General features: G+C 51.9%; 15 protein-coding genes. 10 read left to right on the top strand and 5 right to left on the bottom strand.

What is annotated here, in order from left to right:
* Nucleotides 1-19: 19 nt before the first annotated feature.
* On the bottom strand, nt 20-1,114 hold the full coding sequence (hisC, locus tag RIC29_02655; GenBank protein MEQ8733795.1) for a histidinol-phosphate transaminase: 1,095 nt from the start codon (nt 1,112-1,114) through the stop codon (nt 20-22).
* A gap of 129 nt (nt 1,115-1,243) precedes the next feature.
* Between hisC and RIC29_02650 the strand changes: the two genes are divergently transcribed.
* The gene (locus RIC29_02650) at nt 1,244-2,515 is read left to right on the top strand and encodes an MFS transporter (protein ID MEQ8733794.1); all 1,272 of its coding nucleotides are present in this window, start codon (nt 1,244-1,246) and stop codon (nt 2,513-2,515) included.
* Here RIC29_02650 and RIC29_02645 read toward each other — a convergent pair.
* Nucleotides 2,493-2,801 (bottom strand): hypothetical protein, encoded by a 309-nt coding sequence (locus RIC29_02645; GenBank protein MEQ8733793.1) that lies wholly within the window; start codon nt 2,799-2,801, stop codon nt 2,493-2,495. The two genes, RIC29_02650 and RIC29_02645, sit on opposite strands and share 23 nt — an antisense overlap.
* 4 nt (nt 2,802-2,805) lie before the next feature.
* Nucleotides 2,806-3,804, bottom strand: a complete 999-nt coding sequence (locus RIC29_02640; GenBank protein MEQ8733792.1) for a sodium-dependent bicarbonate transport family permease — start codon at nt 3,802-3,804, stop codon at nt 2,806-2,808.
* Between the two features lie 200 nt (nt 3,805-4,004).
* Between RIC29_02640 and RIC29_02635 the strand changes: the two genes are divergently transcribed.
* From RIC29_02635 to RIC29_02595, 9 genes are all read left to right on the top strand, one after another.
* On the top strand, nt 4,005-4,640 hold the full coding sequence (locus tag RIC29_02635) for a carbonic anhydrase (GenBank protein ID MEQ8733791.1): 636 nt from the start codon (nt 4,005-4,007) through the stop codon (nt 4,638-4,640).
* 95 nt (nt 4,641-4,735) lie between these two features.
* Nucleotides 4,736-5,644: an MBL fold metallo-hydrolase gene (locus RIC29_02630; GenBank protein ID MEQ8733790.1), complete on the top strand. Its 909-nt coding sequence runs from the start codon at nt 4,736-4,738 to the stop codon at nt 5,642-5,644.
* Nucleotides 5,645-5,680: 36 nt separating this feature from the next.
* Complete coding sequence (gene arsC, locus RIC29_02625; GenBank protein ID MEQ8733789.1) at nt 5,681-6,022, top strand: arsenate reductase (glutaredoxin); 342 nt, start codon at nt 5,681-5,683, stop codon at nt 6,020-6,022.
* 30 nt (nt 6,023-6,052) lie between these two features.
* Entirely contained in the window at nt 6,053-6,520 is a 468-nt protein-coding gene (locus RIC29_02620; GenBank protein ID MEQ8733788.1) for a hypothetical protein, read from the top strand.
* Nucleotides 6,517-7,089 (top strand): hypothetical protein, encoded by a 573-nt coding sequence (locus RIC29_02615; GenBank protein ID MEQ8733787.1) that lies wholly within the window; start codon nt 6,517-6,519, stop codon nt 7,087-7,089. The genes RIC29_02620 and RIC29_02615 overlap by 4 nt, the downstream gene beginning before the upstream one ends.
* Nucleotides 7,090-7,300: 211 nt before the next feature.
* Nucleotides 7,301-9,394: a TonB-dependent receptor gene (locus tag RIC29_02610; GenBank protein ID MEQ8733786.1), complete on the top strand. Its 2,094-nt coding sequence runs from the start codon at nt 7,301-7,303 to the stop codon at nt 9,392-9,394.
* Nucleotides 9,395-9,418: 24 nt separating this feature from the next.
* Nucleotides 9,419-9,742: an HdeA/HdeB family chaperone gene (locus tag RIC29_02605; protein ID MEQ8733785.1), complete on the top strand. Its 324-nt coding sequence runs from the start codon at nt 9,419-9,421 to the stop codon at nt 9,740-9,742.
* Between the two features lie 34 nt (nt 9,743-9,776).
* A complete protein-coding gene (locus RIC29_02600) occupies nt 9,777-10,685 on the top strand; it encodes a DUF1838 family protein (protein ID MEQ8733784.1) in 909 nt (302 codons plus the stop codon).
* 122 nt (nt 10,686-10,807) lie between these two features.
* Nucleotides 10,808-11,152, top strand: coding sequence for a hypothetical protein (locus RIC29_02595; protein ID MEQ8733783.1), 345 nt, complete (start codon nt 10,808-10,810; stop codon nt 11,150-11,152).
* 24 nt (nt 11,153-11,176) lie between these two features.
* Here the strand turns inward: RIC29_02595 and RIC29_02590 are convergent, their stop codons facing one another.
* Both RIC29_02590 and RIC29_02585 read right to left on the bottom strand, forming a co-directional pair.
* Nucleotides 11,177-11,791 carry a tetratricopeptide repeat protein gene (locus RIC29_02590; protein MEQ8733782.1) on the bottom strand — a complete coding sequence of 205 codons (615 nt, stop codon included), beginning with the start codon at nt 11,789-11,791 and terminating at the stop codon, nt 11,177-11,179.
* Between the two features lie 21 nt (nt 11,792-11,812).
* Nucleotides 11,813-12,862 (bottom strand): hypothetical protein, encoded by a 1,050-nt coding sequence (locus tag RIC29_02585; GenBank protein ID MEQ8733781.1) that lies wholly within the window; start codon nt 12,860-12,862, stop codon nt 11,813-11,815.
* Nucleotides 12,863-12,967 lie beyond the last annotated feature (105 nt).

Below are 12,967 nucleotides of genomic sequence, written 5' to 3'. Positions count from 1 at the left end.
TTGTCTGGCCTGTTTTTTTCTAAGTCCAGCTTTTGACAAAGTCCTCAACCGCATCCAGGCAGGTTTTCATTTCCTCATCTGTTCCGATGGTGATGCGTAAGTGCTTGGGCAAACCAAACCCGGCCATGGCGCGGGTGATGATGTTACGGGTGCGCAGAAAAGCATCGGCATCGGCGGCGCGTTTGCCGTCTTCGTCCGGAAAACCAACACAAACGAAGTTGCCTTCGGTGCCGGTAATCGTCAGACCGAGCCCGAGCAAACGCTGTGCAGAAACACTATGCCATTTAGCGGTGTGCGACACCACTTTGTCTTCGTGCGCTTGGTCTTCTATAGCCGCCACACCGGCCAGCTGAGCCGCTGTGGATACGTTGAACGGCGAGTGAATACGTCCGACCACAGACACGATATCAGGGTGAGCATAGCACCAGCCAATGCGCAAAGACGCCATGCCGTGCACTTTCGAAAACGTCCGCGTCATCACTGTGTTGTCGGTTGCCGCAACAAGCTGAGCACCCGCATCGTAATCAGGCTTGGTGACATACTCTGCATAGGCGGCATCAATAATCAGCAGCACATCATCGCGCAGACCATCGCGAAGACGTTTGAGTTCATTGGCCGGCAGATATGTACCCGTGGGGTTGTTGGGATTGGCCACGATCACCACCTTGGTGCGTTCGGTCACAGCGTTTAGGAGCGCATCGACGTCAGCGGTGTAACCTGCGTCTGGCGCTTGAACAATGTCAGCGCCCGTTGCCATCGCGTAGATGCGATACATGGGAAACGTTGCTGTGGGATACAGCACTTCATCGCCCGCACCAGCATAGGCCCGCACCAGTGCACTTAAAAGCTCATCGGAGCCAATGCCCATGAGGACCTGCTCAACATTCAGATCATAGCGATCTGCAATCGCTTGGCGAATGGCCACCGCATTGGCGTCAGGATAACGCTCAATGACCTCAGCTGCAGCCGCATAAGCTGCCAACGCCTTTGGGCTTGGACCGAGGGCCGACTCGTTGGCCGAGAGTTTCACACCGGGGCCACCGCCACCAATGGGCCGTTGACCGGGCTGGTATGGTTGAATGCGGTCCAGGCCGGGGCGTGGGGTAAGCGGCATAAAGGTCTCCTAAACAACAGACTTATCAGCCTGCACGCTAACGGCCTGTTGTTGCCGCAATCAAGACATGTCATGCCGACAAACGCGTTGACTTAAGCGCTGAGGTGGATCAAGTCAGGTCTCATATTTATGCCTCATATGGTAGTCTGTGTCGTGCCTGTTCTGTTCATCACTATTTTTGCTGCGGTTATTCCGGCGAGTATTATTCTGCCGATGCTGCCGTTTATTGGACAAAAGTACGGCGCAACTTCTTTTCAGATTTCACTGCTATTCACCCTGATGCCGATGTTGATCATCGTTTTTGCGCCATTATGGGGCCGGTTGTCTGATCGTTTTGGACGCAAGCCAGTTTTTATGGCCTCGCTGGCGGCGAGTTCATGCACGTTCGTCGTCTTTGGCCTCTCCGACAGCCTCAATGAGATGTTTATTGCCCGCGCTTTGCAAGGGGTGACCGGTGGCAATGTGTCGATCGCGTTTGCCATGGTCGCCGACTCGACCAGCCACGAGAACAGGGCCAAAAACTTAGGGTATGCCACAGGGGCCACGGCGATGGCCTTTTTTATTGGACCGATGTTTGGCGGCCTGCTGATGGGGCAAGACCTGGAGAGCTTTACCCATGCCATGCCCTCTTTTCTGGCGGCAGGTCTAAGCGCATTGGCCACCTTGATCGGTGTGATTTTCCTCAAAGAAACACGCGCGGCTCGTAAAAAGATATCGCCTGTAGACTCAAAGGATCCAGAATCAATTGCGCTAGCGGGTGCCACACCCAGTGCTGAGACAGAGGCGTATGTTCCGCCAAGCGCACCCATCGGACGGATTGGGTTAGCCTTGATCATCGTCCAGTTTTTGATCGGCGGTTATGTCGGCGGCTCCGATCAGTTTGTTTTCGCCTTCTGGGCGCAGGGGCTGCACAACTGGGGTCCCAATGACGTCAGCTTTGGCATGGGGGCCATGGGCTTGGGCTATATGGTGGCGACAATCGGGTTGGTTGGCCCCCTGACGAAACACTTTGGCGATGTCGGGGCTTATCTGATTGGGTCGGTCACGAACGTTATCGGCACCTCAATCTTGCTGCTGGGCTCGACCGTATGGATTTCAGTTGCCGGGTTGTGGATTGCCGTGATCGGCATTGGGGTGTGGAACACGGTGCTGTCCAGTGTGCTGTCCAAGGTCAGCCCGGAAGACAAAGTCGGCTTTATGCTAGGCATTTCCAATGGGGTTTCAATGGCGGGCCGGGTTGGTGGACCACTCATAGCGGGCAGCTTCTTCCTGGATATCGATGTCAGGCTGCCATTTATGGTGACGCTGGGATTGGTGGCTATTGTGGTTGTGAATGCAGCGCGTCTGATTTGGGTCGCCCGGCGTGCAAATCTTAGCGCTAGAAATGCTCATTCCGGATAACATCGACATCGCTGAGCATGATCATGCCGCGATAATCGGTTAAAGCAGCATACACAGCATCACGTATTACATCGGCCCGGCGTGGACCGATGATCACCATGACCATTTGCATTTCTGTGCCCGAGCTTCCGTCTTTATCGCTCCAATGGCCGGAATGTCCCTGCCCGCGCAAAATGGGCATTACTGTGGCCCCGGTACCGCCATGCTCTTGTATGATCTCCAAGACGCGGCGCACCATGGGTGCCTCAACGATGACTTCGATCTTCTTTTTGGGATGAACATCCATCAGTCTAAACTCCGTAAAGCCAGCGCACTGCCATCAGGTAGAGCGGAATACCAACGATGACGTTAAAGGGAAAAGTGATCGCCAAGGATAAGGTTAGTGAGATCGCCGGGTTTGCTTTGGGCATGGCCAAGCGCATGGCGGCGGGCACAGCAATGTAAGAACCGCTTGCCGCCAGGGTTGCCAGAAGAACCGTGCCGCCGGCACTGAGACCTATCGCCCATCCTGCCAGCGTACCAAGTGTGGCCCCGATCAGCGGCATATAGATGCCGAACATGATCATACCGCGTGACAACACCTTCACACCGCGCAAGCGCTCCGCGGCGACCAAGCCCATATCAAGCAGGAACAAGCAGAGTACCCCCTGGAAGATGCCGTTGAAAAAGGGGTCTACTTTGATCACACCATCGGGTGTGCTGATCAAGCCAATAATGAACGCGCCGACCAGAACAACAACGCTGGCATTGAGAAAGACTTCGCGGGCAAGATCTTTCGTGATCAATGATTTTTTTGGAGCTCCAGGGGTGGTATCACTTGCCATCCGCCCCGCCAACCAAATGCCGGTGATAATCGCCGGTGTTTCCATCAGCGCAGCAACGGCGACCATAAAGCCTTCTGAAAACAAACCGGACAAACGCACCATTTCGGTGGCCGTGACAAAGGTTACAATGGAAATTGAGCCATAGTGGGCTGCAATGGCGGCGCGGTTGATGCCGTCGAGCTTGGTGGTCATGCCCAACAGGCCAAAGGCGATAAAGGGCATTACGAAACTCAGCACCATGCCGGCCAGAAGTGCAAGGATTAGTGTGGAGCTGAAGGGGCTGGCCGCAACCGCAACGCCACCTTTCAGGCCAATGGCGAACATCAGGTAGATCGACATGGCTTTACTGATCGCTGAGGGAATGGACAGTTCAGCGCGGGCCATACCAGCGACGATGCCCAGCACAAAAGCTAATATGACGGGATGGAGGATATTGCCTTGGACGATGCCTATAAAATCAGCCACGTATCACTCCAACTCAAATGATTAGCCATCAGGTCTGCGTTTGTATAGGGATTCAAAAACGTATAGCAAGCAAGGGCATCAAGATTCCCCGGTCGTCATATTCACTCTTTAAAGAGCGGTCCCTCAAGACTGGCCATAGGTGGACAAATATGGCCTAATCCGAATATGACAATAGTCACCTTATCTGGGGATTTTACAAGGTGAAGACACTCTTCGATGATTTGCGGGAGGGCTACGTCCGCTACCGCGACGAGCGACTGCCAGCTTACGAGCCTCTCTTCAAAAACTTATCAGACCGCGGCCAACGGCCTAAAGCTTTGGTTATTGCCTGCAGCGACTCCCGGGTCGATCCGGCTTTTATGTTTGATCAAAACCCTGGCGACCTGTTCGTCGTGCGTAACGTGGCCAATGTGGTGCCGCCCTATGAACCCAAACCAGGCTATCATGGCACCAGCGCGGCCATTGAGTTTGCTGTTATGGGCCTGCAGGTCACCGACATTATCGTGCTAGGCCATGCCCAATGCGGAGGTATTCAGGCCCTTGTCGGCATGGCAGACGGCGACCCCCCCGCTGGTGAGTTTATCGGGCCGTGGATGTCGATTGCCCGTCCGGCGGTCTCCATCGCTCGCCACCAAGAGGATGATCCGTCTGACCGGTTTGCCAACACGGAACAAGCTGTGGTGCGTTTGTCCCTGCAAAACCTCGCAACTTTTCCTTGGGTGTCTAAACGTGTGACCTCGGGTGCCTTAAAGATGCATGGGTTTTACTTCGACATTAACAACGGCACCTTGAAGTGGCTTAATCCAGACAGCGACTCCTTTGAAGAATTTGCCTAACAGGCTGCTCTTAACCGCCTGACATGTTAAGGTTTTGCCACACCCGTTTTGTTACCCTCGTTTTGCCACCCCCAGCGACGCAGACAGGACCCTGAATGATGCACAGAAAGACCCTAGCAAGTTTGGTGATCGCAACCACTATACTCGCGTCACAGACTACCACAGCGCAACTCAGCCCTGACACGGCCCAGATTCGCAGCATTCCCGTGCGCGGTGGATTGCATATGTTTATGGGGGCCGGTGGCAATTTGGCTGTCTCCGTTGGTGGAGACGGTGTGCTCATCGTCGATGATCAGTATGAAGAAATGACAGCGAAGATTGACGCCGCCATTGCAGACCTCACCGACCAACCGATCAAGTATGTGCTGAACACCCATTGGCACTGGGATCATACGGGCGGCAACGAGAACTACGGTCGCGCCGGTAAAATCATCGTCGCGCATGACAACACTTATGAACGCATGTCAACGGATCAGTTTGTTGAAGCCTTCAATTGGAGTCAGGCGGCTTCGCCTGACGTGGCGCTTCCCGAGATGACATTCAATGATACCGCGACTATCAGATTTAATGACCTGACAATGCGCCTGATCCATGTGCCCAATGCACATACGGATTCAGATGCGTTCGTGTATTTCCTCGAAGCCAATGTGGTGCATACGGGTGATGTGTATGTCACGAGTGCCTACCCCTTCATTGACTCCTCAACGGGCGGCACCTTGAACGGTGAAATCGCTGCGCTGGAAAAGCTTGGAGAGATGACAGACGAAAATACAGTGATCATCCCTGGCCACGGTGCGATTTCTGACCGGGCGGGCGCTATGAAAACACTGACCATGCTGAAAGGCATGAAGATCATTACAGAAACCGCACTTGCGAACGGCCAAACTCTAGAACAGTTTTTGGACTCAAACCCAACCAAAGACTATGACGCTGACTTCTCCATGCGGGCGGACCAAGGCCGCGTGTTTGCGACGCGCTTATATCAAGAACTCAGCAGGAACTAAGACGGCAAGCCGAAAAGACAACAGGATACAATGAAGATGACAGTGACAATTTACCATAACCCAAGATGTTCAAAGTCGCGCCAAACCCTCGCCCTGATTGAAGAAAAAGGCATTTCCCCAACAATTGTTGAGTATTTACAGACACCACCTAGCCAGAAAGTTCTAAAAGAAGTTGTTGGCCTGCTTGGCGTAAACCCCAAGGACATTGTGCGCAAAAAGGAAGCGAAAGAAGCCGGACTGGATATCGGAGCTATGACCGACGCCGCTGTGATTAAAGCCATGACGGAGACACCGGCCATTATCGAGCGACCGATCGTCGTCGCGGGCAATAAGGCTGTGATGGGGCGTCCTCCCGAAAACGTACTCGATATTCTGTAACGCGATCTATATACCCTGCGCTCAACCGATATGGCTCTTTCAACAAAATCGAAAATGATTGGTGCCGCCGCAGCTATCGGCAGCATCGCCATCGCGGCATGGCTCTTTCTCAGTCAATGGACGGTCAAAGAAGCCGCAAATGCGCAATACTACAATCAAGCGATGCTAGAGGTACGGGCGGCGATTGAATATTCTAATGAACGCAAGGGCCTGATTGATCCGAGTGACACAGCCTATCTGATTGACCGCTACCAATACGCGGCTGATCAAGCTGATCTGGTGGAAGATGCAACGCTCGAGAAATTGCATCCTAAACTTTTAAAAGTGTGGCACGACACATTTTTGCCCAGCACAAAGTTGTATCTGCGCGCGTTAAAAGATCAGGACCGCGACCTCGCCCGCAACGCCAGCCTGCTGCAAGATGACTGGATCAGATGGCTGAGATTTAATGGCCATAAGGTCGATGTCCCCCCACCACCGCCGATCCAACAACAATGACTGGGCGCATCCCGAAAACAAGCCTGACTCATCCTTTGCCCTTGGCTGAGGTTGTCATCCCTGGTGGGACAGGGCGCATTCTTTTCACCATGTGTCCGGGCAAGGTTCAACCCGATGCGGACACCGGCCCGTGGAACCGCACTCTTGATATGGATATGGATGCCCTGGCGGATCGCAAAACGGTGCGGCTGGTGACGCTAATGGAAGAGCATGAAATTGAAGCCTGCGCTTTATCGACCGCGATATTAAAAGACGCTTGTGCTGCGCGAAAAATCACCTGGCATCACTGCCCCATTAAAGACTTCAACGTTCCTGATCAAGCCTGGGAGCAAGCTTGGGCAACCGTTGGATCTGATGTGAGAAACGACTTAAGCGCTGGCAAGACCGTTGCGCTGAATTGCCGGGGCGGCCGTGGCCGCGCCGGGTTGGTTGCAGCGCGGCTGCTGATCGAATTTGGTGTTTCCCCGACCGCAGCAATTGACCAAGTCCGCGCGGAAAGATCTGAGGCTATTGAGACTAAAATCCAAGAACAGCATCTAAGAGGTATTGCACAAATAACATCGGTTTGAGGCGCAGTCTTTGGTAACCACCACGCTCACTTGGCGGCAAGAGATTATAATTTCAATACAAATCTGTGGATTAGATTGCGCGCCACCCGTTATAGACATAGGTAGTTTTTGGACATTTAGCGTGCAGAAGTAAGTTTTTGTTGTGGTCGCACGCGTCAATATCGGGGGTATCAGGTTGCGCCTATATAAGTTGATGTTATTGGCGACCTGTATGACGGGTCTTACGCATCTGTCGGGATCACCGGCCTACTCTCAAACACTTCCAGACGCCCTGCCTCAGGCTGAAGATGGCATCACGGTCTACGAACCCGAGTTCTTTGTTCCTTATCGCCCCAGCCACGCCAAAGATATGCTGGAACGTGTTCCGGGCGCATCTGTGGTCCTGAATGATTCCGGAGGAACCCTCTCCGGAGATGACGACCGCCGTGGACTGAGGTCGCAAACCACACAAGTTCTGATTAACGGCAAGCGGCTGACGACCAAAGGCAATAGCATTGCCGACTACTTTGAGCGCATTCCGGCTAGCCAAGTTGAGCGCATTGAAATCATCACCGGTAATGTGCGCGAGATTGATGCGGATGTGGGCAGCCGCGTCATTAACGTTGTGCTGTCTGATACGGGTGGCATCGGCGGCACGTGGAGCGTTGGCAACGTTTCGTTTACAGATGGCAAAAATATGCCGACGCTAGCCGGCTCAATCAGTGGTGAGACTGGCAAGTGGAGTTACACGTTATCCGGTGAGACACGCCCACAACAATTGCCCCGTTTAGAGCGTGAATTTCTGTCTGATCCAGATGGTCAATTGTTTATCGAGCGTACGGAACGGCGGAGCATGAAAAGCCGGCGCTACATTGGGCGCGGGCGTGTTGCCTATAACTTTGGCAACAACCATCAGGCCCAACTCAGCGGTTTTATTGAAAACCGCCCGATTACCAAACAGTCCGACACAGAATTTGCCTTCAATGTGGATAACTTTGGCAATAATAGTGCGGATGGTGGGACTGTTCGTGAACTGACGGGACGCGACCTGCAATATGAACTCACCGGTGATTACACTGTCCCCCTCTCCGCTTCCATGACCTTCAAAACGCTGTTTGTGTATGCAGTTGATCAAGAAGACCGTCAAAATGATGGGTTTAGTTTTTTTGTAAATCCGGATGACGCAGTTTTAACCAACGATGACACGCGGGATGAAAAAGCGACTGAGAAAATTGTGCGTGGCACGGTGGATTGGGCCATCGCGGAAAAGCATAGCCTTGAAGTGGGTGTTGAAGGGGCGATTAACGCCTTGGACAAGACCCAACAGTTCTTTCAAACGATCGGCGGCATACGCACTTCCATAGACGTTTTTAATGCCGACCAAGTGGTCTCAGAAGATCGTGTTGAGACCTTCGCCAGTCATAGTTGGCGACCAACAAACGCTTGGGAAATAGAAACCGGCGTCGCCGCAGAGTTTTCTTGGCTTGACCAACTCGGTACAGATGTTGATACCAATCGGAAATTCAAATTCGTAAAACCCAGCTTGGATGTTTATTACAAAGCCAGCGACAGAACGCAGGTTTTCGGCTCCATCAGACGGGATATTGGTCAACTTGAGTTTGATGATTTCATCGCTGACCTGGATCGGGATGACGGTCAGATTGATGCGGGCAACCCAGATTTGGCGCCAGAAAAGTCCTGGGACTTTGAGATTGGTACGGAGCACCGCCTGGCAAACCAAGCCGGCGTCATAAATTTGCGCGCATTTTACCGTGATGTCAGCGATGTCAGTGATATTGTTCCCTTCGGTACAGCAGACTCAGCCCCTGGCAACCTAGGGCCAGGCAAGCATTATGGCGCTGAGATTGAAACCAGCTTGCAACTACGCCAACTCGGTTTGATCGACGGCGTCATCTCGGCCTCTTTCCTCTGGCAAGACTCCAGCGTGCTTGACCCCTTTACTGGGCTTAAGCGCCGCTTTTCTGACCAGGAGAAATACGAATTCAGCCTTGATGCACGCCATGATGTGCAGGCGTGGGGCATCTCTTATGGCGTGGTCCTCGCCAAAAATGGCCCGGAGATCACCAGCGATTTTGAGTCTTTTGAACGGGAAACAACCGGCCCGGATATGCGCATCTTTTTGGAGCGCCGATTTGAAAATGGAATCGTGGGACGCCTGTTTTGGGGTAACTTACTTCAGCCGAAGACCAAGCGGTCGCGCACAGTCTTTTTAACTTCTCAAGCAGACGGTGAGGTTTTACAGAGCGAGTTCAGAACGCAAAAACTTGGTGGATTTTACGGCTTCAGCGTTCGTGGTACGTTTTAGGGAGCCAGCTAGGAACTCACTTACATGCGGCCTGCATTTTTTCTCCCAATCCTGGTCTTTCTCTGTGTCAGCAGTCATGCGTTTGGCGATGAGACTGACGCCCCAATTCAAATGGATGAGATCGGATGTATGCACCTCAGCGACCTCAACGAAGAAGAGTTCTCTTTTCTTCTGGCGTGGCTGGATGGGTACTTCAATCATATGCATGGTACCGCTGTGCTGAGTGACCGGAGCCTTACCAACTTGGGAAAGATGATTCAGGATGGCTGTACAGCAGCTCCCGAAGGGATCATTATTGACTTGTTGAACGAGCGCACGCGTCTTGATGCTTTGGGACAACACCCCTAGCGAAGAGAACAGAAGCCCAGCAGGAGCTCTGAAAATGACAAAACCTGTCGCAGCAAAAGCCACTCGTCGCACAGCCTTAGGTGCAACAGCCGGTCTTCTCTCAACGGCAGTTGGTGCCCAAGCGAGCAAAGCCTCTGCAAAACGGCAGCTGGATTTCAAAGATCCGCAAGACCAGCTGTATGCGCTGATGAAAATGACAGGCGACCTGGAAGACGGCAAAGAAACCATCAGCTGGATGAAAGGCATTGTTCACGCGATTTTTGAAGACGGTAAGATTTTGGAGCCGATGTTTTATGCAGGAACGCTCGCGTTCAGCCGCTCCTACAAGCAAACGGATGGCTCGTATAAGAACATGTCCAACTTTACGATTTGTTATTTGGACCTTGAAACCGAAGCGGTTTTAGATAACTGGTACAATCCATGGCTTGAGAAAGAGGTTGAGGTTGTGAATTACGCCTCGACCTTACATACGATTGTCAAACCAATGTCGCCGATCAATGACCACACCAAACTGCGCGTGGAATGGATGATCGATGGCAATGATGTCATTCGCTGGTCGGATGGCAAGATCGTCAAGGACAACCCAATTACGCCAGATAAATGGCCCCGAGCCTCGGTCGGCAAGACCTACTATAAGAACCAGCAAGCACAGTTGATCGCCCGACGCGATGAGGTGGAAGACCCTGATTTAACATCAGTGCAAGCCCTGACCATGGGACAGCGACATGGCCCCTGGTACCCCTGGATGCTCATGGGCCAAGATCCTGGCCGCACATACCGTCGTGATGTTTCCAAGAAAGCACGAACGCTGGATGATGTTCCGAGTGCGATACCAGCTTATGCAGAGTCGCGCTTTCCGGACTTCATGACCGCTCCCACCGAATGGACCGGAGCCTACATTGATCCCGAAACATTGTGGGCCAGGGATATGCCACCCGAATAAAATCCCAAAACAAACCTGCGCGAACAGTCTGTTTTTTTCACGCCTGATATGTAACTGTAGGCTTAACAAGTGGGGCAAAGTTCCCAATAAAGACGTGAGACTGAAGCGGGGGATATTCAAAAATGCGTTTGCATTGGTGCGTGGCTGTATGTGTTGGCTTTGGTCTGTCGGCCTGTTCAGAAGACTATGCCGGTTTCTGCGAAGACGTTGCCATGCAGTTTAAAACCGATGCCTATGATAAGTTCGAGATCACAGATATTATTGATTATACAACTCAGGATAATCCCAAACCGGAAGTCTACGTGCGGTTTACAGCCATGCGCGAAAGCGGGTTCGAGGAAAATCGTAACGTCACCTGTGCTTTTGATATGGACGCAAAGAAACTGGCCGCCACTGACATCCATGTCGATGGCCGCAAACTGGCCAAGGACATGGTGTCTCAATACAATGCAAGCTTGACGAACTAATTCGAGTTGACCTGACTCAGACCTCTAACCGCCGACTTCAGCTTTGAGGTCTTCAATCAGCATCGACGTGTAAAAGTCATCCGTTTGGGCGTCCGCATCCTCCAAGTAGCCAGCAAGTTCGGCCTTAGGGATATCAACACCGCACGCAGCAAAATCACCCCGAACATAATGGCGCGGCAAGGCCACCTGAGCGGCTAAGCGCCCGAGTTGTGCAGCCCGACGCCACATGGTTACAGTTTTGCAGGGGTTCTTTTCGTCGATGGTTGTACCAGAGAAATAGAGGTACCCAATAACGAACAGGGACTGTGGATATTCAGCTTCAACAGCCTTAAGGCGGTACGGCATCGCCTTTTCCCACTGACCGCTATAGCCATAGACACGTCCCAGTTGGTAGTTAAGACGAGGATTTTCAGGATCCAACCGAACGGCCTCTTCACAGGCCGCTTGAGCCTTCTCAAAATCCATAGTGCTGCGAGACACCGGCGGTGCAACGTGAAATGGATCTAAGCCATGTGAAGTTTGGAGATCGCATTCCGTAACCTCCTGCGACCACCAGGGTTCGAGCGTTTCTGAAGATGCAAACCCTGGGTTAAGGGTTGTGCTAACTGCAACTGCGGCAGCCAAGAGTTGTGCTTTCATGTCGTACTCCCTGTTTCTAAATTAGAGCGGAATCTCCGCCGTTTTTACCGTGTCCAGAGTCTTTTGAATGAGATAAATATTGTAGTGAAGTTCTTCTTTAAAGTAGTTGTATCGCTGTTCTGACGTTGAGTCTTTTAAGCGTCCACGGCTATCAATAAATTTGTGACGCCATGCATCAACTTTGATTTGCCAAAAACACAATACATTGCCGATGGCGCGGAAGTGAGTCTCTACGCTATCGCGTAAAATTTTAAATTTCTCTGGTGTGATTTCTTTCTCTAGAAACCGCTCGACCCTTTTGAACTTGTTAAAATACGTATTAAGTCCGGCAAGCGTATCTCGACCGTATTCCAGAACCTCGGTGGCGTCATCCCGAAGACCGGGAAACCGCAAACAGAGAGTTTGATCCTTTTGCATCTTGCGCACTTCCAGAAGTAATTCTTTAAGCTCTTCGATCATGCAGTCATAGACACGGTGATAGTAGGACAGCGCAAGAATAAGCTCTGAGAGCTTACTGATGTAGTTGACGATCTCCTCGGGCTCAATCCGTAAACGTTCCGCGATATCGATAAGATTTTTTAATACTTTTTCCCGGTTCGTGCCGTCGAGAATGGTTGTCAGGGATGAGCGATCTGTAATCTCGATATCAGTTCCTTCAAGAATGACGTTCAACAACCCTCTGGAATAGTTATTCAAGTAAAACTGTAAGCGTTTCTTCTCGGCATCCGGAATACTAATGCGCGCCAGTTCCTCATCTGACAGTTGGTCGCTCATGGCCGCACGCACGGAATAAACATCGTAGCTGCGCGCACCCAGCAACGCGACAAGACGTGTCCGATCTTTATCCGATAGACGCAATTCAGAAATAATTTCTGTCGATGTCCGCGCACCAATCCCTACGCCAGCATCATTGAACATATCAACAACAGGCATAAGATCATTCAGAAGCACAATTTTTGACTGCTGTAGGGACTGACTATCGAACATCCCCCAATTGGCTAGGGGCAATTCGAAAAAAACGTCCTGCAGCAACTGATCTTGTTCAGCGACGGGATCAGACGTCTCGTTCACACTTGCCCCTTTTCATCTTAAAATCGACTCGGGCCCCCCCCGGATCAAATGTTCACGCTAATGTCCGCTTTTTTTATAATAGACTCAAGGCTGTAGCCCTTAGCT

The organism is Rhodospirillaceae bacterium, from assembly GCA_040219235.1.
GTDB lineage: Bacteria > Pseudomonadota > Alphaproteobacteria > Rhodospirillales > Rhodospirillaceae > WLXB01.
This window is presented reverse-complemented; position numbering and strand designations above follow the sequence as displayed.

Excerpts from the sequence above, each read along its gene's own strand:
- RIC29_02610 (MEQ8733786.1), top strand. The coding sequence starts at position 7,301 with ATGACGGGTCTTACGCATCTGTCGGGATCACCGGCCTACTCTCAAACA.
- RIC29_02590 (MEQ8733782.1), bottom strand. The coding sequence starts at position 11,791 with ATGAAAGCACAACTCTTGGCTGCCGCAGTTGCAGTTAGCACAACCCTT.
- RIC29_02600 (MEQ8733784.1), top strand. The coding sequence starts at position 9,777 with ATGACAAAACCTGTCGCAGCAAAAGCCACTCGTCGCACAGCCTTAGGT.
- RIC29_02630 (MEQ8733790.1), top strand. The coding sequence starts at position 4,736 with ATGATGCACAGAAAGACCCTAGCAAGTTTGGTGATCGCAACCACTATA.
- arsC (MEQ8733789.1), top strand. The coding sequence starts at position 5,681 with ATGACAGTGACAATTTACCATAACCCAAGATGTTCAAAGTCGCGCCAA.
- RIC29_02620 (MEQ8733788.1), top strand. The coding sequence starts at position 6,053 with ATGGCTCTTTCAACAAAATCGAAAATGATTGGTGCCGCCGCAGCTATC.
- RIC29_02615 (MEQ8733787.1), top strand. The coding sequence starts at position 6,517 with ATGACTGGGCGCATCCCGAAAACAAGCCTGACTCATCCTTTGCCCTTG.
- RIC29_02645 (MEQ8733793.1), bottom strand. The coding sequence starts at position 2,801 with ATGGATGTTCATCCCAAAAAGAAGATCGAAGTCATCGTTGAGGCACCC.
- RIC29_02595 (MEQ8733783.1), top strand. The coding sequence starts at position 10,808 with ATGCGTTTGCATTGGTGCGTGGCTGTATGTGTTGGCTTTGGTCTGTCG.
- hisC (MEQ8733795.1), bottom strand. The coding sequence starts at position 1,114 with ATGCCGCTTACCCCACGCCCCGGCCTGGACCGCATTCAACCATACCAG.
- RIC29_02650 (MEQ8733794.1), top strand. The coding sequence starts at position 1,244 with ATGCCTCATATGGTAGTCTGTGTCGTGCCTGTTCTGTTCATCACTATT.
- RIC29_02605 (MEQ8733785.1), top strand. The coding sequence starts at position 9,419 with ATGCGGCCTGCATTTTTTCTCCCAATCCTGGTCTTTCTCTGTGTCAGC.